Source organism: Nocardia violaceofusca NBRC 14427, assembly GCF_963869435.1.
GTDB lineage: Bacteria > Actinomycetota > Actinomycetes > Mycobacteriales > Mycobacteriaceae > Nocardia > Nocardia aobensis.
The window spans coordinates 1-17,577 of the sequence record NZ_CAWMPM010000023.1; the positions used below are offsets into that span (position 1 = coordinate 1).

At 69.0% G+C, this 17,577-nt stretch carries 18 protein-coding genes; 8 read left to right on the plus strand and 10 right to left on the minus strand.

Features of this window, described 5'->3' with window-relative positions; all coding sequences use genetic code 11:
• The 4 genes from AC5592_RS18575 to rimP form a co-directional block, all read right to left on the minus strand.
• A partial coding sequence (locus AC5592_RS18575) for a translation initiation factor IF-2 N-terminal domain-containing protein (protein WP_232329429.1) occupies positions 1–334 on the minus strand: 334 nt, incomplete at its 3' end.
• Positions 335–454: 120 nt separating this feature from the next.
• A complete protein-coding gene (locus tag AC5592_RS18580; RefSeq protein ID WP_081879203.1) occupies positions 455–835 on the minus strand; it encodes a YlxR family protein in 381 nt (126 codons plus the stop codon).
• 63 nt (positions 836–898) lie between these two features.
• Complete coding sequence (gene nusA, locus AC5592_RS18585) at positions 899–1,927, minus strand: transcription termination factor NusA (protein ID WP_036503481.1); 1,029 nt, start codon at positions 1,925–1,927, stop codon at positions 899–901.
• Positions 1,924–2,559 (minus strand): ribosome maturation factor RimP, encoded by a 636-nt coding sequence (gene rimP, locus AC5592_RS18590; RefSeq protein ID WP_036503484.1) that lies wholly within the window; start codon positions 2,557–2,559, stop codon positions 1,924–1,926. The genes nusA and rimP overlap by 4 nt, the downstream gene beginning before the upstream one ends.
• 402 nt (positions 2,560–2,961) lie before the next feature.
• Between rimP and AC5592_RS18595 the strand changes: the two genes are divergently transcribed.
• The 3 genes from AC5592_RS18595 to AC5592_RS18605 all read left to right on the plus strand — a co-directional run bounded on the left by AC5592_RS18595 (position 2,962) and on the right by AC5592_RS18605 (position 4,570).
• Complete coding sequence (locus AC5592_RS18595) at positions 2,962–3,501, plus strand: hypothetical protein (protein WP_084506851.1); 540 nt, start codon at positions 2,962–2,964, stop codon at positions 3,499–3,501.
• 70 nt (positions 3,502–3,571) lie between these two features.
• Entirely contained in the window at positions 3,572–4,003 is a 432-nt protein-coding gene (locus tag AC5592_RS18600; protein WP_063064969.1) for a ferritin-like domain-containing protein, read from the plus strand.
• A 138-nt stretch (positions 4,004–4,141) separates the two neighbouring features.
• Positions 4,142–4,570, plus strand: a complete 429-nt coding sequence (locus tag AC5592_RS18605; RefSeq protein WP_063064970.1) for a hypothetical protein — start codon at positions 4,142–4,144, stop codon at positions 4,568–4,570.
• A gap of 66 nt (positions 4,571–4,636) precedes the next feature.
• Here the strand turns inward: AC5592_RS18605 and AC5592_RS18610 are convergent, their stop codons facing one another.
• Positions 4,637–6,394 carry a proline--tRNA ligase gene (locus tag AC5592_RS18610; protein WP_063064971.1) on the minus strand — a complete coding sequence of 586 codons (1,758 nt, stop codon included), beginning with the start codon at positions 6,392–6,394 and terminating at the stop codon, positions 4,637–4,639.
• A gap of 58 nt (positions 6,395–6,452) precedes the next feature.
• On the opposite strand from AC5592_RS18610, the gene yaaA reads away from it, so the two are divergent.
• The 3 genes from yaaA to AC5592_RS18625 all read left to right on the plus strand — a co-directional run bounded on the left by yaaA (position 6,453) and on the right by AC5592_RS18625 (position 9,564).
• Positions 6,453–7,217, plus strand: a complete 765-nt coding sequence (gene yaaA / locus AC5592_RS18615) for a peroxide stress protein YaaA (RefSeq protein ID WP_063064972.1) — start codon at positions 6,453–6,455, stop codon at positions 7,215–7,217.
• Positions 7,218–7,429: 212 nt separating this feature from the next.
• On the plus strand, positions 7,430–9,100 hold the full coding sequence (locus AC5592_RS18620; protein ID WP_198163879.1) for a three-helix bundle dimerization domain-containing protein: 1,671 nt from the start codon (positions 7,430–7,432) through the stop codon (positions 9,098–9,100).
• Between the two features lie 68 nt (positions 9,101–9,168).
• A complete protein-coding gene (locus tag AC5592_RS18625) occupies positions 9,169–9,564 on the plus strand; it encodes an ankyrin repeat domain-containing protein (RefSeq protein ID WP_036503495.1) in 396 nt (131 codons plus the stop codon).
• Between the two features lie 22 nt (positions 9,565–9,586).
• On the opposite strand, the gene AC5592_RS18630 is transcribed toward AC5592_RS18625, so the two are convergent.
• The 4 genes from AC5592_RS18630 to AC5592_RS18645 all read right to left on the minus strand — a co-directional run bounded on the left by AC5592_RS18630 (position 9,587) and on the right by AC5592_RS18645 (position 13,678).
• Positions 9,587–11,047, minus strand: a complete 1,461-nt coding sequence (locus AC5592_RS18630) for an MFS transporter (RefSeq protein ID WP_036503497.1) — start codon at positions 11,045–11,047, stop codon at positions 9,587–9,589.
• 132 nt (positions 11,048–11,179) lie between these two features.
• Positions 11,180–12,439, minus strand: a complete 1,260-nt coding sequence (gene cobA, locus AC5592_RS18635) for a uroporphyrinogen-III C-methyltransferase (protein WP_036503499.1) — start codon at positions 12,437–12,439, stop codon at positions 11,180–11,182.
• A 70-nt stretch (positions 12,440–12,509) separates the two neighbouring features.
• Complete coding sequence (locus tag AC5592_RS18640; RefSeq protein ID WP_306304680.1) at positions 12,510–13,115, minus strand: LGFP repeat-containing protein; 606 nt, start codon at positions 13,113–13,115, stop codon at positions 12,510–12,512.
• A gap of 155 nt (positions 13,116–13,270) precedes the next feature.
• Positions 13,271–13,678, minus strand: coding sequence for a PPOX class F420-dependent oxidoreductase (locus tag AC5592_RS18645; RefSeq protein ID WP_036503502.1), 408 nt, complete (start codon positions 13,676–13,678; stop codon positions 13,271–13,273).
• A gap of 87 nt (positions 13,679–13,765) precedes the next feature.
• Between AC5592_RS18645 and AC5592_RS18650 the strand changes: the two genes are divergently transcribed.
• Entirely contained in the window at positions 13,766–14,734 is a 969-nt protein-coding gene (locus AC5592_RS18650) for a poly(ethylene terephthalate) hydrolase family protein (RefSeq protein ID WP_051024779.1), read from the plus strand.
• A 2-nt stretch (positions 14,735–14,736) separates the two neighbouring features.
• Here AC5592_RS18650 and AC5592_RS18655 read toward each other — a convergent pair whose 3' ends face one another.
• A complete protein-coding gene (locus AC5592_RS18655) occupies positions 14,737–16,077 on the minus strand; it encodes a DoxX family protein (protein ID WP_083870881.1) in 1,341 nt (446 codons plus the stop codon).
• Between the two features lie 357 nt (positions 16,078–16,434).
• Here AC5592_RS18655 and AC5592_RS18660 point away from each other — a divergent pair, with 357 nt between their 5' ends.
• Complete coding sequence (locus AC5592_RS18660) at positions 16,435–17,571, plus strand: phosphotransferase family protein (protein ID WP_063064973.1); 1,137 nt, start codon at positions 16,435–16,437, stop codon at positions 17,569–17,571.
• Positions 17,572–17,577 lie beyond the last annotated feature (6 nt).

Below are 17,577 nucleotides of genomic sequence, written 5' to 3' on the forward strand. Positions count from 1 at the left end.
CGGGGGTTTCGGCCGCGGGGGCCGAATCCGCCTGAGCCGCAGCCGGAGTCGGAGCCGGACGCGGGCCGGGACGCGGACCCGGGGTCGCACCGGCGGCCGGCTTGGCGGCCGGACGTGCCTGGGCGGGACCGGGTTTCGCGGAGGATTTCGCGGAGCCGTTGGACGGGGCGGACTTCGCCGCGAACGACTCCCGGAGCCGACGCGCGACGGGTGCCTCCACCGTCGACGACGCCGACTTCACGAACTCGCCCTGCTCCTTGAGCGTTGCGAGTAGTTCTTTGCTCGTGACACCGAGTTCTTTAGCCAACTCGTGCACGCGGGCCTTGCCTGCCACTGCTCTCCTCACTGAGAGGTCGAGCGCGACAGTCTCTTGCTCCCCGTTCAGGGGTCAGGACGCCCGCACGACCTCGGGTTATCTTCGATGGCCGTTCATCGTTGGTACTTCACGGTGTGCTCATGAGTGCTCGTGCCTGTTCTCGACGTAGTGCTCCAGGGCTGAGATATCCAGTTTTCCGGACACTCGTAGCGCTCTGCCGAACGCTCGGCGCCGCTCTGCCATGCTCAGACAAGCCGAAACGGGGTGCAACCAGGCACCCCTCCCGGGAAGTCTGCGCCGCGGATCGGGAACTATCGCGACGACGGCGTCCCTGTCGGGAGCGCTGCCGGGCGATTGCGCCACGACCCGCAACAGATCGGCGGCCAGCTCGCGTTTCCGGCATCCGACACAGGTCCGGACCGGGCCGGGAGTCCGGGTTCTCACCCGAGCACCGACCTGGGCGGAAAGTGCGGATACCGAAGACTCGCGCTGAGCCTGTGTCCACTGTACCGCTGCCATGTCCCGATCTCCGCATCCAGCCCCTGGTTGACTTCCGCACTCGCGTTGCCGTCCCGGCGCGGCCTACCCGTGCTGGGCGTGCGGTCGCGGCGATCCGGCCACGTCGGGGGCGGCATCGGAGCGGATATCGATGCGCCAACCGGTCAATCGCGCGGCCAACCGGGCGTTCTGACCTTCCTTGCCGATCGCCAGCGACAGCTGGAAATCGGGGACCACGACCCGGGCGGCACGGGCCTCCGGATCGACGATCGTGACCGAGACAACCTTCGACGGACTCAGCGCATTCCCGACGAAGGCGGCCGGATCCTCGGCCCAGTCGATGATGTCGATCTTCTCGCCCGCCAGCTCGCTCATCACATTGCGCACGCGCTGCCCCATCGGGCCGATACAGGCGCCCTTGGCGTTCACGCCGGGCACGGTGGAGCGCACCGCGATCTTGGAGCGGTGGCCGGCCTCGCGGGCCACGGCGACGATCTCCACCGATCCGTCGGCGATCTCGGGCACCTCGAGCGCGAACAGCCGGCGCACCAGATTCGGATGCGTGCGCGACAGCGTGATCTGCGGGCCGCGCGCGCCGCGGGAGACGCCGTAGACGTAGCACTTGATGCGGTCGCCGTGCTCGTAGGTCTCGCCGGGAACCTGCTCGGCCGGCGGGATCACTCCCTCGGCGCCGTTGGCCTCGCTGCCGATGCGCACCACGACGGTGCCGCGGGCGTTCATCCGGGCGTCGCGCTGGACGACGCCGCCGACGATATCGCCCTCGTGCGTCGAGAACTCACCGAAGGATTTCTCGTTCTCGGCGTCGCGCAGCCGCTGCAGCACCACTTGGCGCGCCGTGGTGGCGGCGATGCGGCCGAAGCCCTCGGGAGTGTCGTCCCATTCGGAGACGACGTTGCCGTCGGCGTCGGTCTCGGTGGCCATCACGCGCACCACGCCGGTCTTCTGATTGATGTCGATGCGTGCGTTGGGCTCGTGGCCCTCGGTGTGCCGATAGGCGGTCAGCAGAGCCGACTCGATCGCGGAGAGCACTGTCTCCATCGAGATTCCCTTATCGGCGACGATCGCACGCAGGGCTTCGATTTCGATGTTCATTCCACGATCCCTTCGGTCGGCGCAACTACTGAGTGTTCTTCCCGGACGGCGGGTGCGGCCGGATCGACGGCCTGATCGGCGGCGCCCGGTTCCGGGCGGCCCGTGGCCACGCCCCCGGCGAGTTCCATCTCCGCCGCACCGGGCGGTGAGAACTCCACCTGGACGACCGCGGACTCGATATCGGCCAGCGGCACGCTCACCCGGTGGGGCGCTCGTTTACCGCCGAGCACCAGGGCCACCTCGGTATCGGTGCTCGCGCCGACCCGGGCGTCGAAGCTGGAGGGACCGTCGGGGGTCTGCGCACCCGGCCGCATCCGCACTCGCACCTTGCGACCGCGAGCCCGTCGCCAATGACGCGGGGCCGTCAGCGGGCGCTCGACACCCGGGGTGGTGACTTCCAGCAGATAGGGGGTTTCGCCCAGATCGGCGGCCTCGTCGAGCGCTTCGGAGATCTCGGAACTCACTTCCGCGATCGTGTCCAGATCGACGGTCTCGTCGCCGTCGACGGTCACCGTCACCCGCGCCTGCGGCCCGCCCGCGGCCGTGATGTGCACGCCCTCGAGGTCGAGCCCTCGGCGTTCGACGAGCCCAGCAACGAGCTGGCTCACCCTTTCCTCGGTCGGCATCGGCATATGGGGCGGCTCCTGGTTCAGTTGTGACGCGGTATTGGTCCTGGTCCGGCATGGTCGGCGCGCATGTCCCGCGGATTGTTCCGCCGGAGGTCTAGCGTAACGCGCTGCAAGAGTGTAAAGGACCAGCCAACCCGGTCGAGTCGGCCCGGGTCGGGTTCTGCTGCGTGCCCTCGGGTCGGAGATTGCCCGAGGCTGACCGAACGACCGGCTGACGGGCCACGTCCCTTCCGGACGGGAGCATTCCTTCGCGGGGCCGGTGGGGCGGGGCCGGGCCGCGCACCGATGGCGGCACCCAGGCTCAGCTGCGCGGACGGAAAGCGGCGCCGGGGCGAACGGACGCGAGCGAGGCATGCCGGCGGGCTGGGCGCGGGGGCCGATGATGATCACTGGCACGATGTAGGCGTGCCCAGCCGTCTCGATGTGATTCCGGTGCCGCCGGATCGGACCGTCCCCCCGCGCCTCGACCGCCGCTCGCTGTTGCGCTCGGCCGGCGGCGGCGTGGTCGCGCTCGTCGCCGTGAGCGCGGTCGCGGCCTGTTCGGACGACAAGCCGTCCGCACCGGATGTGCTTGTGTCGCAGGAGGAATCGGCGCGTACCGACGCCGTGTGGGCGAAGGCGGCGATCGCCGCCGCGCCGGAACACACCGCCGCGCTGACCGTCGTCGCCGCACAGCGCGCCCAGCACGCCGATGCGCTGCGCACCGAGATCGACCGCGCGGTAGGGGTGTACGGCGACGGCACGAAACCGAAATCCGCGACGCCACCCGTCACCGAACCGCCCGCTCCGACCCCGCCGCCGACCGTCGCCGCGCTGCGGGCCCGGCTCACCGACTCCCAGCACTCAGCGGCCGAATTGGCCGCGGCCCAGACCGGATACCGCGCCGGCCTGCTCGCCTCGATCAGCGCCTGCTGCGGCGCCCACGTGGCGGTGGTGCTGGCGTGAGCGGTCAGGCGCGGAGGCGGCAGCGCAGCGTCACCACGCAGCGCCCCGCACACGCCAGAAAGGACACCGCGTGAGTACCGATCAGCAGGCGCTGCTGGACGCGCTGAACGCCGAATACACCGCGGTCTACGCCTACGGCCTCATCGCGGCCTACGCGTCCCCGGAGCGGGCGAAGATCGTCGCCGAATTCACCGCGACCCACCGTGCCCGCCGCGATGCCACCGCCGATGCGCTGAAGGCGGCCGGCGCGAGCGTCCCGGCCCCCGCCGCGGCCTACACCCCGCCCTTCCCGGTCGACGATCCCATCCCCGCGGCCAAACTCGCCGTCACCGTGGAAACCGACACCGCGGTCGCCTGGCGTGCGGTCGTGGAACACTCCACGACCCCGGATCGCCGCCGCACCGGCACCGAGGCCCTCACCGAATGCACCATCCGCCTGGCCACCTGGCAGTCGATCCTCGGCGTGAATCCCGCGACCACACCGTTCCCGGGCCAGCCCTGAGCCTCGGGCGGCCCCTCGACGACTGTCCCGCCGCACACATCGCGCCCGGTGTCCGCGCATCACTCGTGGAGCCGAAACACCGGTAGCGTGCTCCGGTATGCGGCCGGTGCCGCGCGGATACGTCGAAGGAGAACGGGGATGGCCGTGGGAATGCGACGGATCGGTGCGGCGGCGGCCGCGGGGGCACTCGGATCGCTGCTCGCCGTGAGCGTAGCGGGCGCCGACGTCACGGGCGTGCGTGTCGACGTCGGGGCGAGTGGGCTGCGCACCGGATGTTCCGCCACGCTGACCGCGACGGTCGACACCCCGGTGCCGGACGGCGGCACGGTGACGTTCATCAACAGTGGCGGGTCGGTCCCGGGTAACGGCGAACCCATCGCCGGCACTCCGGTCTATCACCCCGAGAACGGCACGGTGACCGTGGCGTGGACGCCGAAATACACCGGGCGGCAGAACATCACGGCGCAGCAGTTCAAGCCCGGAAGTTACACGTCGAGCAGCTATATCACCGTCGACGTCGTGGGCAGCGGCCTGAACACCGGCAGCTCCTGCCTTCCGCTGCGGTAGCGCGCGTCGCCGGCACCGGGACCGCGCGGGTGCACCCGGTCCGGACGACCGGGTGCCCGCGAGCGATCAGCCGCGAATCTTCGCGAGCACGGTGTCGACGGCCGCGGCCGCCGCAATGTCCTCGGATTCCCCGGTGAAACGGTTCCGCAGTTCCACCTTGCCGTCGGCCCAGCCCCGCCCGATGACGAGAACCCAAGGCATGCCGAGCAATTCGGCATCCTTGAACTTGACGCCGGGCGAGGCGGTCCGGTCGTCGAACAGCACCTCGAGGCCCTGGGCGTCCAGACCGGCGACGACCTCCTCGGCGCCGGCGCGGGCCGCCTCGTCCTTGTTGGCGATGACGACGTGCACATCGAAGGGGGCGACCTCGGCGGGCCAGCGCAGGCCCTTCTCGTCGTGCATCTGCTCGGCGATCACCGCGACCATCCGGGAGACGCCGACCCCGTAGGAACCCTGGACGAGCCGGACCGGTTTGCCGTTCTCACCGAGCACGTCCACCTCGAACGCATCGGTGTACTTGTAGCCGAGCTGGAAGATGTGGGCGATCTCGATACCGCGCGCCGAGTGCAGCACCCCGCGGCCGTCGGGTGAGGGGTCGCCGTCGCGGACCTCGGCGGCCTCGATCGTGCCGTCGGGGGTGAAATCGCGGCCCGCGACGAGTCCGACGACATGCTTGCCGGAGGCGTCGGCGCCGGTGATCCACGACGTGCCGGTCACCACGCGCGGGTCGACCAGATAGCGAACGCCGTTGTCCAGCAGCGCCTTCGGACCGATGTACCCCTTCACCAGGAACGGGTTGGCGGCGAAGTCCTCGTCGGTGAGCAACTCCACCTCGGCGGGCTCGAGGCTCGCGCCGAGCCGCTTGGCGTCGACCTCGCGATCACCGGGCACGCCGATGCCGACGATCTCGGACTTGCCGTCGGGGTGGCGCAACTTCACCATGACGTTCTTCAACGTGTCGGCGGCGGTCACCGGGCGGCCGAACTGTTCGGCGATCCCGGCGTCGTTGGCCCAGTCGACGAGCGACGCGATGGTCGGCGTGCCCGGGGTGTCGTGCACGACGGCGGCCGGCTGCCCCTCGATCGGGATCTCCGGCGGCGCGGGGGTCACCACGGCCTCCACATTGGCCGCGTACCCCGACTCGCGGCAGGTCACATAGGTGTCCTCGCCGATCGGGCTGCTGGCCAGGAATTCCTCGGAGGCGCTGCCGCCCATCGCGCCGGAGGTGGCGGCGACGATCACGTATTCGACCCCGAGCCGGGCGAAGATGCGCTGATATGCCTGGCGGTGGGCGGCATAGCTGGCCTTCAGGCCGTCCTCGTCGAGATCGAAGGAATAGGAGTCCTTCATGACGAATTCGCGCCCGCGCAGAATTCCGGCACGCGGCCGTTCCTCGTCGCGGTACTTGGTCTGAATCTGGTACAGCGTGACCGGCAGATCTTTGTAGGAGTTGTATTCACCCTTGACCGTCAGGGCGAACAATTCCTCGTGGGTGGGTCCGAGCAGCATGTCGGTGCCCTTGCGGTCCTGCAGGCGGAAAAGGCTGTCGCCGTATTCGGTCCAGCGATTGGTGGTTTCGTACGGCTCGCGCGGCAGCAGCGCGGGCAGCGAAATCTCCTGGCCGCCGATCGCGTCCATCTCCTGACGCACCACGTCCTCGACCTTGCGCAGCACCTTCAAACCCAGCGGCAACCACGAATAGACGCCCGGCGCGATCCGGCGCACATATCCGGCACGGACCAGAAGTTTGTGGCTGGGCACCTCGGCGTCGGCGGGATCGTCGCGCAGGGTGCGCAGGAACAGGTGCGAGAGACGGGTGATCACGGATGCACAGACTAGCCGCTGCTGCGTGGATGCCTGCAGGGCATTACCGTATCGGCTCGTGCTGGTGATTCTGCCTCCTTCCGAAACCAAGTCCGACGGCGGAACTCTCGGTCCGCTCGATCTGGATTCCCTGTGGTTACCGCAGCTCACCGCCGTGCGGGACAAACTGATCACCGAGCTGATCGAATTGGCCGCGGACCCGGAGGCGGCGCGGGTGGCATTGGGGCTGGGGAAGGCGACCGGCGCGGGCGCGGAGGGTTTGCAGACCGCGCTCGCCCGCAACGCGTCACTGCGGACCGCCGCGACCGCACCCGCGCTGCGGCGCTACACCGGTGTGCTCTACGACGCACTCGACGCCGGTTCGCTGACCAAGCCACAGCGCGCTCGCGCCGAGGAGCGGCTGGCGATAGGTTCGGCGCTGTTCGGGGTCGTCCGCGCGGGAGACGCGATTCCGGGATATCGGCTCTCCGGCGGTTCGAAACTGCCGGGCCTGCCGACGCTGGCTTCGCTGTGGAAACCGGTGCTGGCCCCGGCATTGCGGGAAGCGACGGCCGGTCAGCTGGTCGTCGACCTGCGTTCGGGGACCTATCAGCAATTGGGGCGGTTGCCCGGCGCGGTGACCGCGACCGTACTGACCGAACGCCCGGACGGCAGCCGCACGGTGGTGAGCCATTTCAACAAACATCACAAGGGGCTGCTGGCGCGGGCCCTGGTATCGACCCGCGCCGAACCCGGCGATATCCGGGCGCTGGCTCGGATAGCCGAAAAGGCCGGGCTGCGTGTGGAAATCGCGTCGTCGAGCGAACTGCTGGTCCTCACGTGAGTGAATTCTCGGTGACCGCCGACGTAATTCGAGCCGAATGCGACCTGCCCAACCACGGGAACAATCGCCGAAAAATGCGTCTCCACCAGCATATTTCAAGGCGTCCGGGCCCAAACATGGCCGCACGGAACGGGTATTCCGGCTCGCTATCGTAACTTCGGCGCGGCCGGCCGACCGCTGCCGTTGGGATGCGATTGGGCGAGGAGTTCGGCGTGGGTGACGCCACCGACCGTGAAGAAAAGGCACTGCGTCAGTTGACCGATCGACTGGTCGGCCATTACGGCAGCAGCCATTCCCCGGAATTGGTACAGGAATTGGTCGGCCAGGTGCGCCGGCGCTTCGACGGCCACGCCGTGCGCGATTTCGTGCCGATTCTGGTGGAACGCATCGTGCGCCGCGAATTGCAGCACACCCCACCGCCACCCAAGGCCGAGGACCCCTCGCACGAGCTCGAATACGCTGCCGCGCCGGTTGTTCCGGAACGGGTCACGGCGCCCTCGATCGAGGAGGACACCGCCGAAAGCACTGCACCTCAACGTAATTCGATTATCGACTCTGCCGCCGAGGCCCCCGTCGAGACCACGGCGGACGAGCGGCAACACCTCGAATCGCCGGCGGTTTCCGCGGCATCCACCGTCGCGGTCTCGTCCGGCCACTCCCCCGCCGAACCGACGAAACCGGAGACCGTGGCGGAGATTTCGCCCACCAGTGACGCTCCGCCGGAACCGGACCGCGAGACCGCGCCGAGCCCGGCCTCCGCGACTACGTCCACACCGAGCCTCGTGACCGCGCTGCGACAGCCGCGGATCCTGGCCGTAGCGGCCGCGGTGGTCGTCGTGGTCGTGGCACTGGTGGTGGCCTTCGGCTTCCGCGGCGGCGACGGCGCCGCCCCGGCCCCGGCTCCCGCGCTGACCGTCGCGCACGGCGTGGTCGGGTCGGAGAAGATGGGCTTCTTCACCGACCAGCGCGTAGTGGATGCCCTGGCGCGTAAGGGGATTCGACTGGAGGTCGATCCGGCCGGATCTCGGCAGATCGCGACGTCGGTGAAGCTGGACGGTGACGACTTCGCCTTCCCGTCGAGCAGCCTCGCCGCCGAACGGATTCAGCGCGAGCGCGGGATCACCGCGAAATACACGCCGTTCTCCTCGCCGATGGTGGTCGCGAGTTTCCGGCCGATCGTGGATCTGCTCACCCGCGCGGGAATCGTCCGGCAGGGGCCGGTGCCGGCGTTCGATATGCGGCGGTATCTCGATCTCACGCAGCAGGGCACGCAGTGGGATCAGCTGGAGGGCAACACCGCGTATCCGGTGCGCAAGAACGTGTTGATCTCGACCACCGACCCGCGGACCTCCAATTCGGCGGCGATGTATCTGGCGGTGGCCGCCTACGTCGCCAACGACGATGCGATCGTGCAGGGCCCGGCCGCCGAGAATTTCGTCCTCTCGAAGGTGTCGCGACTGTTCACCAGACAGGGGTACACCGAGAACTCCAGCGCGGGACCGTTCGGCGAATATCTCGCCGCCGGAATGGGTCCCACGCCCATGGTGTGGGGATACGAATCTCAGTTCGTGGAGGCCGCCGTCGCCGGCAAGCTGCCCGCCGACGCGGTGATGCTGTACCCGTCCCCGACGGTGCTGTCCCGGCACACGCTGGTCCCGCTGACCGCCACCGGCGATCGGGTCGGGCAGTTGCTGAGCACCGATCCCGAATTGCAGCGTCTGGCCGCCGAACACGGCTTCCGCACCGCCGATCCTTCCCAGTTCACCGCGGTGACCGCCGAACACCACATTCCGGTCGCCCCGGATGTGGTCGACATCGTCGACCCGCCGACCTACGACACCCTGGAACACCTTCTCGACGGGGTCGCGCGTTCCTACAACTGATCGAGCACAGGTCGACGGACAGGTCGACGGTTCCCCGGCTCCCCGCCCCGCCGTGGTAGTAATGGCCCGTGGCTACCGACGGCGTGGATCCGGACCTGGTCGAACTGGCGACCAAGGTCTTCGAGCTGGCCCGCACGGGCGAGGCCGCGACGCTCGCGGCGTATATCGACGCGGGCGTTCCGGTGAATCTGACCAACGACAACGGCGACACGCTGCTGATGCTGGCCGCCTACCACGGGCATCGGGCGGCCGTGACCGCACTGCTCGAGCGCGGCGCCGATCCCGATAGAGCGAACGATCGCGGCCAGACGCCGGCCGCGGGAGCGGTATTCAAGGGTGAGGACGACATTCTGAAGGCCCTGCTGGCGGCCGGGGCCGACCCGGACGCCGGCACCCCGTCGGCTCGGGAATCGGCGACCGTCTTCGGCAGAACGGAGCTGCTGGAACTGTTCGATCGCCGCTGAGCCGCTCGATCGGCCGCAGGCGTTACACCTGCTGCGCTTCCTCCTGCGCGTGCTGGGCCTCGGCGAGTTGCTGGGGGGTGTAGCGCAGCGTGAGCACCAGCAGTCCGATGATCACGGCACCGATCGCGCAGATGAGCAGGACGAACGTGTAACCGCTGGACAGCGCCGCGACCTCGGTGGGCGTCAGATTCGACGTCCGGTCGGTCCGGCCGCCGAGCGAGAGCGTGCGCGAGGCCGCCAGCGGGGTCAGCAGGCCGACCGCGAAGGGGGTGCCGAGGGTGAGAATCATCTGGCCGATCGCCGACAGCGGACCGACCTCGTTCACCGGCACGCCCACCAGCAGGCACAGCGGCCCGACCACGATCACGAAACCGATCGCCATACCGACCACCGCCAGCAGCACCAGCAGGGTCGGCAGATATTCGACGGAGCGGTCCAGCGTGGAGCCGAAGAACAGCGCCCCCGCCAGGACGGCCGCGGCACCCGCGAGCAGCCAGCGCGGCCGGATCATCAGCGCGGCCTTGGACGCCACGCCGGTACCGATGCCGGCGCCGATCGTGAACGGGATCGAGGCCAGACCGGCGACGAGGGGGCTGTAGCCGACGACGTTCTGCAGGAACTGCGCGACGAAGTAGGTCATCGCACCGAGGACACCGGAGCCCAGCAGCAGCGCGATGAACGTGATCGAGCGGTCGCGATCGCGGAAGAGTGTGAGCGGCAGCAGCGGATTGACGGCGGACCGTTCGGCCAGCACGAACGCCACCAGCAGCAGCAAACCGGCGATCAGCGCGCCGATGACATACGGGCTGGTCCAGCCGAGATCGGGGCCCTCGGTCGCACCGAACACCACTCCCACACAGCCGAGGGTGCCGAGGAAGGCGCCGCGCACGTCCAGGGGCAGCCGGTGGTGGGTCGAATCGTGCAGCTGGAAGGCCGCGCCGAGGATGATCAGGAGCCCGATCGGGACATTGATCAGGAAGATCAGCCGCCAGTTCCATTCGGCCAGAGCGCCGCCGACGACGAGTCCGCCGACCGAGCCCACACCCATCATCGAACCGAAGATGGCGATCGCCTGGTTGCGCGGCGGCCCGGGTGCGAAGGTGCTGACCACCAGCGCCATCGCCACGGGTGCGGCGATGGCCGCGCCGGTGCCCTGCAGGGCCCGCGCGAAGATCAACATGGCCTCGTTCTGCGCCAGCCCACACAGCAGTGAGGCCAGCGTGAAGAACGAAACACCAAGCAGCAGCATCTTTTTGCGCCCGAACGAGTCGCCGAGACGGCCACCCAGCAGCATCAGCCCGCCGTAGGTGAGACCGTAGGCGGTCACCGTCCACGCACTGCCCGAACTGGTCAGGCCCAGGTGACGTTGCAGGGCGGGCAGCGCCAGGATCACGACCGTGCCGTCCAGTACGACCATCAACTGCAGGCCGGACAGGACCAGGATCGGCAACCCGAAGGCCCGCTTCGTCACCGGATATTGCATCGTCGCAGCGGGGTTATCGAGCACAGTGACTCACTGTAACGGATATCGGCACCGGCCAGCCGAATGCGTACTCGCGCTGTCCACGCGACACTCGACACGGCTGTACCCCTGTCCCGGGCACGCACCGCGGACCTAACCGGCCTGCTCGTCGGCATCCGGCGCGCCCGCGGTGAAACCGGCGGTCGGGCCGATGACGATGATCGCCGGGGGCCGGATGCCCTCGGCGCGCACACGTTCGGCGACCGTGGACAGATCCGCGCGCACGATCCGCTGGGTGCGCAGGCTGCCTTCCTGAACGACGGTGACTGGCGTGGCGGCGGCGCGGCCACCGTCGACGAGCGCGGCGGCGAACTTCTCGATGCGTTCCACCCCCATGAGCAGCACCAGGGTGCCGCGCAGCCGGGCCAGTGCGGGCCAGTCCACCAGCGAATCCGGGTGATCGGGCGGGATGTGCCCGCTCACCACCACGAATTCGTGGGTGACGCCGCGGTGGGTCACCGGAATACCGGCCAGGGCGGGCACCGAGATCGCGGAGGTGACGCCCGGAACCACGGTCACCGGTACGCCGGCGTCCACGCACGCCTCGAGTTCCTCGTAGCCGCGGCCGAAGACGTACGGATCGCCGCCCTTGAGCCGGACCACGAATTTGCCGGCCTTGGCACCCTCGACGAGGGCGGTGTTGATCGCCTCCTGCGCCATCGCGCGGCCGTACGGGATCTTCGCCGCGTCGACGACCTCCACATGCGGTCCGAGTTCGGCGAGCAGCTCCGGCGGCGCCAGCCGGTCGGCGACGACCAGATCGGCGCGGGCGAGCAGCCGGCGGCCCCGCACGGTGATCAGATCGGGGTCGCCCGGCCCGCCGCCGACCAGCGCGACACCGGGTGTCACGGGTTCGGAGTCGTCGGCGATCACACCCGATTGCAGCGCCTCCAGCAGTGCGGTGCGCACCGCGGCCGATCGGCGGTGCCGCCCACTGGCCAGCACCGCGAGCGTCAGCCCGTCGTAGCGGGCGCTGGCGGGCGTGACGGCGGTGCCGAGGCGGGCGTTGTCGGCGCGCACGCAGAAGATGCGGCGGCGGGTGGCCTCCTCGACCACGGCGGCATTGGTCTCGGGCTCGTCGGTGCAAGCGATCGCGTACCAGGCGCCGTCGAGATCACCGTCGGCGTAGGCCCGCTGGGAGATGCGCAGTTGACCGGAGGCGGCCATCCCCTCCACCGCGGGGGTGACCGTCCGGCTGATCACCTCGATATCGGCCCCGCTGGCGATGAGCAGTCCGAGTCGGCGCTGGGCTACCGAGCCGCCACCCACGACGACGACGCGGCGGCCGGCCAGATCGAGCCCGACGACATAGTTCGGGTCACCGGATTGCTGGTCGTCTGTCGTATTCGGCACAAGGTTTCAGCCTACGGCGTGGCCGGGCGAACTCCGCAATCACCCGTCGCGACGCCGCAGGCTGGGATTATCAGGGCTTCCAGGTGATCCGGCCGCCCTGGAAATCCTGGGCCTTGCCGCCGTTGTAGTCGTATTCGTCGCTGGTCGGCAGGCCGTAGCGGCCGCCGTCGGCGTTGCTGCCTTCCCACATGCCGAGAATCGATCCCCACACCGGGTGCGCGCCGGTGTTCGCCGACCACACGATGACGCCGCCGGGGAATCGGGTGAAGCGGCCCTTGCCGTCCTTGCCGGCCTTGGCCTCGTCGGTGAGCGGGAAGCCCAGCGGGCTGTTCTCCCAGCCCATCGAGCCCCACTTGTCGCGGATCAGGCCGCAGATCGCATGGGCGTCGGTGCCCACGGACCAGTAGATCGAGCAGCCGCGGTCGAAGACCTGAAATTTGCCGCCGTTCGCGTCGGACTCCGGTCCGGTCGGGTTGCCGAGGACCGCGGTACCGCCGGCGCGGTCGTATTCCTTCTCGATCGCCCCGCCGACGTCGAACGCGCCGACCGGTCGGGCGGCCGCGATTCCGGCGCCCGTGCCGGTGAGCGCGGCCAGTGCGGCGGCGGCCGCGGCTGCCGTGCGCAGCCCGGTCCGGCGCGTGCTGCGTCTACTCTGTCTGCGACCTGACGAAGCCAAGTGAAACTCCCTTTACCTGCGAAGTTGGTGCGACGGAAGCTGCCGCCCCCGTCATCCTGCAGGGGTTACACCGGCTCTGCAACGCTCGCCGTATCACAGTCGAGACTCATCTCACAGAATTACACGAGGTGAATTCGGTCGCATCGGAAGTCGGCTCAGAGGCGGCCGTTGACCCGTTCCGGGGTCACCCGCACGATCACTCGCTCGGCGTCGGCGACGGAGGCGGGATTGAATTCCACGTACGGCAGGCCGGTGTATTTCGCCGACAGCCGGTCGGGCAGGGCCTTGTCGGGGTCGGGCGTGACGGTGGCGGTACCGCGGATCTCCGCGTAGACGTACGGATTGTCCGGCGGGTTGATCATGATCGTCACCCGCGGGTCGCGCACCACGTTCTTGTACTGCTGACGCGAGACGGTGGTGGAGTACAGCAGGTCCTCGCCCTCGCGCAGGAGCCAGGTGACGGTCAGATGCGGCTGCCCGTCGCGGCCGATCGTCGCCAGCGTGGCGAAAACCTTTGTGTCGTCGAGGATCTTCTTCAGGTCGTCGGAGAGTTCAGCACCCATGCCACGACACAACCGGGTGCCGCGCACGCTCATTCCCGCTCGCCGCCGGTACGTCACGGTGCGCTCGGCGCGTTCTATGCTGCGAACATGCGCCGAGCGGTGTTGCAGGTTCTGACCGTGCTGGTGACGGTGGCGGTCGCCGCCGCGGTGGCCGCCACCGCGTATGCCCAGGACCCCTATCGCGCGAGCGGCCCGACCGAGGCCCGCTACTCGGAGCCGGGGCCGTGGCAGGTCACCGAGCACTACGGATTCGGCTGCTGCGACAGCACCGGCGCCGCCTACGACATCTGGTATCCGACCGATGTGGCCGCGCGCGGTCCTCGCCATCCGATCATCACCTGGGGCGACGGCACGAACGCGCAACCCCGGCAGTACGCCCATCTGCTGCGGCATCTGGCGTCCTGGGGTTTCGTGGTGATCGCGACCGAGAATCGCAGTACCGGCTCCGGCGTCGACATCGCCGGAGCGGCACGGTATCTCATCGATCGAGCCGCCGATCCGGCGAGTGTCTTCCACGATCGGCTCGACACCTCGGCGATCGGCGCCGTCGGACATTCCCAGGGCGCCACCGGGGCGCTCAACGCGATGATCGAATCCGGCGGGCTGATTCGCACCGCCGTGCCGATCGAATTGCCCGCCCAGTCGTTCTGCTCGAACCGGTTGAGCTGCACCGACACTCGTCGCCTGGCGGGCGGTTCGGTGTTCTTCGTCAACGGCTCCGACGACGCGCTGATCTCCCCCTCGCAGAAGCTGTGGGCGCTTCCGGGACTGCAGTCCAACCAGGATTACTACGAGGCCACGCCGGCATCGGTGACGAAGGCGTGGGGCACACTGGTCGGCCCCAACCACAACGACGTCCAAGGTCAGCCCGACTGCGCCCGGGCCTCGTCGCCGTGCACCGACGGCGTGTACGGCTACCTCGGCTATCCGACCGCGTGGCTGGCGGCCCGGCTGTGGAGATGTGCCGCGGCGGCGGCCGCCTTCGCCCCCGGCACCGGGGAGTTCTATGCTCCGAATCCACACTGGGGCAACCAGATCGGTGCGACGGCCGGCTGACCTCACCCCTCGGGTGCGTCCTGGATCCAGTGGAAGCCGCGGCTGCGTTGCGGGAAGGCGTCCGGATCCTGGCGCCGGAAGGTCACCGTCACCGGATGCCCGTCCAGGTCGCCGGTGAACCGCAGCCGGTCCGGTCCCTGCTGTTCGTAGGCGAAGCCGCCGGCGGTCACGGATTGCCCCTCGGCACCGGGCACGGCGTGCAGGTCCAGGCGATGGGCGCCGGTATCGACCCGCACCTGTACGGGCACGAACGTCCCGTCCATCCGCTGATACTGCATGACCCCGTCGACGTCGAATACCGCGCGCTGCCAGCGGTCCCGGTCCGTGAGCAGCGGCGCGACCGGCTGCCCGTCGCGGCTGAATTCGTCGACCTGCCAGATCCCGTACAGCGGCGGTTTCGTCCGGCCCGGGCCCTCGTCCCACAACTGCAGGCTCACGTGGGTCAGAGCCACCGCCACCCAGACCCCGATTCCGATCTGCACCAGCGCCGCGAACCGGCGGGCCCGGCGGGTGCGGAACGGGTACGGCGCCGTCGAGCGTCCGACCGGGCGATCGAGCACCAGCACGTCCAGCAGCCGTCGCGCCTGCGGAGCGAGCAGCACCATCGACATCAGCATCAGGTGGCCGGACAGGATCTTGACCGGCACGTCGAAGGTCATGTTCAGGATGAAGACCTGCGCCATGCTCACCAGCGTCAGCATCGCGCCCACCGTCGCCGTGCGCGGAATGAACAGCAGGATCCCGGCCAGCAGTTCCGCGGCGCCGAGCAGGATCTCGTAGGCCGGGCTCATCCCGACCTGATTCCACAGCACCCCCATCGGCGTCAGGTTGCCGTAGGGCTCCAACAGCGTCGACAGCATCGGTTCGGGCATCTGGGTGGGGATGACCTTGGCGAAACCGTAGTTGAGCATCTGACCGGCCACACACAGCCGGAGCAACAGCAGAAACCACCCGGCCGGCCGCCGGTAATCGGCGCGACGGCGGTCGAACAGGGTCCAGATCAGCGTGCCGACGACGGCGACGACCAGGATGCAGAACACCAGCACCCACAGAATCGTCTGGTCGCCGCTGCCGTTGGGACTGAGCACCGGATGCACGCCGAAGACCGTGCGCCCGACCCACTCCAGCACCGGGCGCAGCAACCGCGGTTGCCACAGCACCGCGTCGGCGTCGAGCCAGCGGCCGAACCAGCCGGTGAAGGCGAACACGATCTGCGGATAGATCAGACAGAACAACCCGAAATACAGGAACGTGAACCGGAAGGCCACGCGGGTCAGGGGGTTCCAGCCCACCGCTGTCTCGGATTCGGGTTCCAGCCGCGGCGTTTCGGCCTGCGCCACCATGACACTCACTACCCACTCCTCTCCCCGACGGATCCGGCGCACGGCTGCGTCGCCGAACGCCGAGGCGAACGGGGTGCGCGGATCGGTGCACGACGTTACGAGGGCCCGCGGCGAAAGTCCTCAGGGCCGGACCCCGATTCCGCGCTACTCCGCGCGGCGTACGTGGCAGCACGAATCTCGCGGGCAAACCGGATCCCGGTGAGCGGAACGGCGGAAAATTCGCCGCCGATTCCGTGCCACCGCGCACTAGAACGCGTTACATTTCATCCACACGCCACCCGCGCCGGGCCGGATACCGCCGTGCCCGAGCGTAATGAGTTGGCGCACAGACGTTTTCATCCCGTCAGGAGGTCCGATATGTCGGGCGAATCCGATACCGACCCCGGGCAGCGGCGGCAACTGACCACCAGCGCTCGCGATCTCGGCGAACTCGCCGAGCGACTCACCCAGTGGCTGGCCGGCAAGCTCACCGGCACCACCGCGCCGGTGATCACGGGGCTGTCGCGGCCACAGGCAGGTGGTATGTCCAGTTCCTCGGTGATGTTCGAGGCGAGCTGGGAGCGCGACGGCCGCACGGAGGGCGGCTCGTATGTGGCACGCATGCCGCCCGAGGAGGGCTCGTTCCCGGTCTTCGAGAACTACGACCTCGACACCCAGTACGCGGTGATGGCCGGCGTCGGCGCGCACAGCGATGTGCCGGTGCCGCGGCTGTGCTGGTTCGAGCCGGACGAATCCGTCCTCGGCACACCGTTTTTCGTGATGGAACGGATCCACGGCCGGATCCCGGAGGACAATCCGCCGTACGTCTTCGTCGGCTGGGTATTCGACGCCACGCCACAGCAGCGCATGCGGATCACCCGCGCCACTGTCGACATCATCGCGACAGTCCACGCCATCGCCGACCCGGCGGCGAAATTCCCCGCCCTGGCCGGCGAAGGATCGTCACTGCGCCGCCACTTCGACGCCCAGCGCCACTGGTACCGGTGGGCGCTCGCCGACGACGGCTACCGAATCCCGTTGCTGGAGCGCGGTTTCGACTGGCTCGAACGGCACTGGCCCGCCGATCCGGGACCCGACGTACTGAACTGGGGCGACGCCCGGCCCGGCAACATCATCTTCGACGAATTCGACCCGGTCGCGGTGCTGGACTGGGAGATGGCCACCCTCGGCCCGCGCGAACTCGACGTGGCCTGGCTGATCTTCATCCACCGCTTCTTCCAGGACATCGCCACCCGTTTCGATCAGCCCGGCCTGCCGGACTATCTGCGCCGCGACGACGTGGTCGCGCGCTACGAAGAGCTCACCGGCCATCGGCCGCGCGATCTGGAGTGGTATCTCGTCTACGCCGCGCTGCGCCACGGCATCGTGATGGCGCGCATCAAGCGGCGGATGATCCACTTCGGTGAGGACACCGACACCGACGACCGCGACGACTACGTGATGCACCGGGCGGCCCTCGAGGCCCTGCTCGACGGCACCTACCAGTGGGATTGAGGAGAT

What these genes read in the sequence shown, in the direction of transcription:
- nusA (WP_036503481.1), bottom strand. Translation starts at nt 1,927, where the DNA reads ATGAACATCGAAATCGAAGCCCTGCGTGCGATCGTCGCCGATAAGGGA.
- rimP (WP_036503484.1), bottom strand. Translation starts at nt 2,559, where the DNA reads ATGCCGATGCCGACCGAGGAAAGGGTGAGCCAGCTCGTTGCTGGGCTC.
- AC5592_RS18660 (WP_063064973.1), top strand. Translation starts at nt 16,435, where the DNA reads ATGTCGGGCGAATCCGATACCGACCCCGGGCAGCGGCGGCAACTGACC.
- AC5592_RS18650 (WP_051024779.1), top strand. Translation starts at nt 13,766, where the DNA reads ATGCGCCGAGCGGTGTTGCAGGTTCTGACCGTGCTGGTGACGGTGGCG.
- AC5592_RS18605 (WP_063064970.1), top strand. Translation starts at nt 4,142, where the DNA reads ATGGCCGTGGGAATGCGACGGATCGGTGCGGCGGCGGCCGCGGGGGCA.
- AC5592_RS18645 (WP_036503502.1), bottom strand. Translation starts at nt 13,678, where the DNA reads ATGGGTGCTGAACTCTCCGACGACCTGAAGAAGATCCTCGACGACACA.
- AC5592_RS18580 (WP_081879203.1), bottom strand. Translation starts at nt 835, where the DNA reads ATGGCAGCGGTACAGTGGACACAGGCTCAGCGCGAGTCTTCGGTATCC.
- AC5592_RS18655 (WP_083870881.1), bottom strand. Translation starts at nt 16,077, where the DNA reads ATGGTGGCGCAGGCCGAAACGCCGCGGCTGGAACCCGAATCCGAGACA.
- AC5592_RS18630 (WP_036503497.1), bottom strand. Translation starts at nt 11,047, where the DNA reads ATGCAATATCCGGTGACGAAGCGGGCCTTCGGGTTGCCGATCCTGGTC.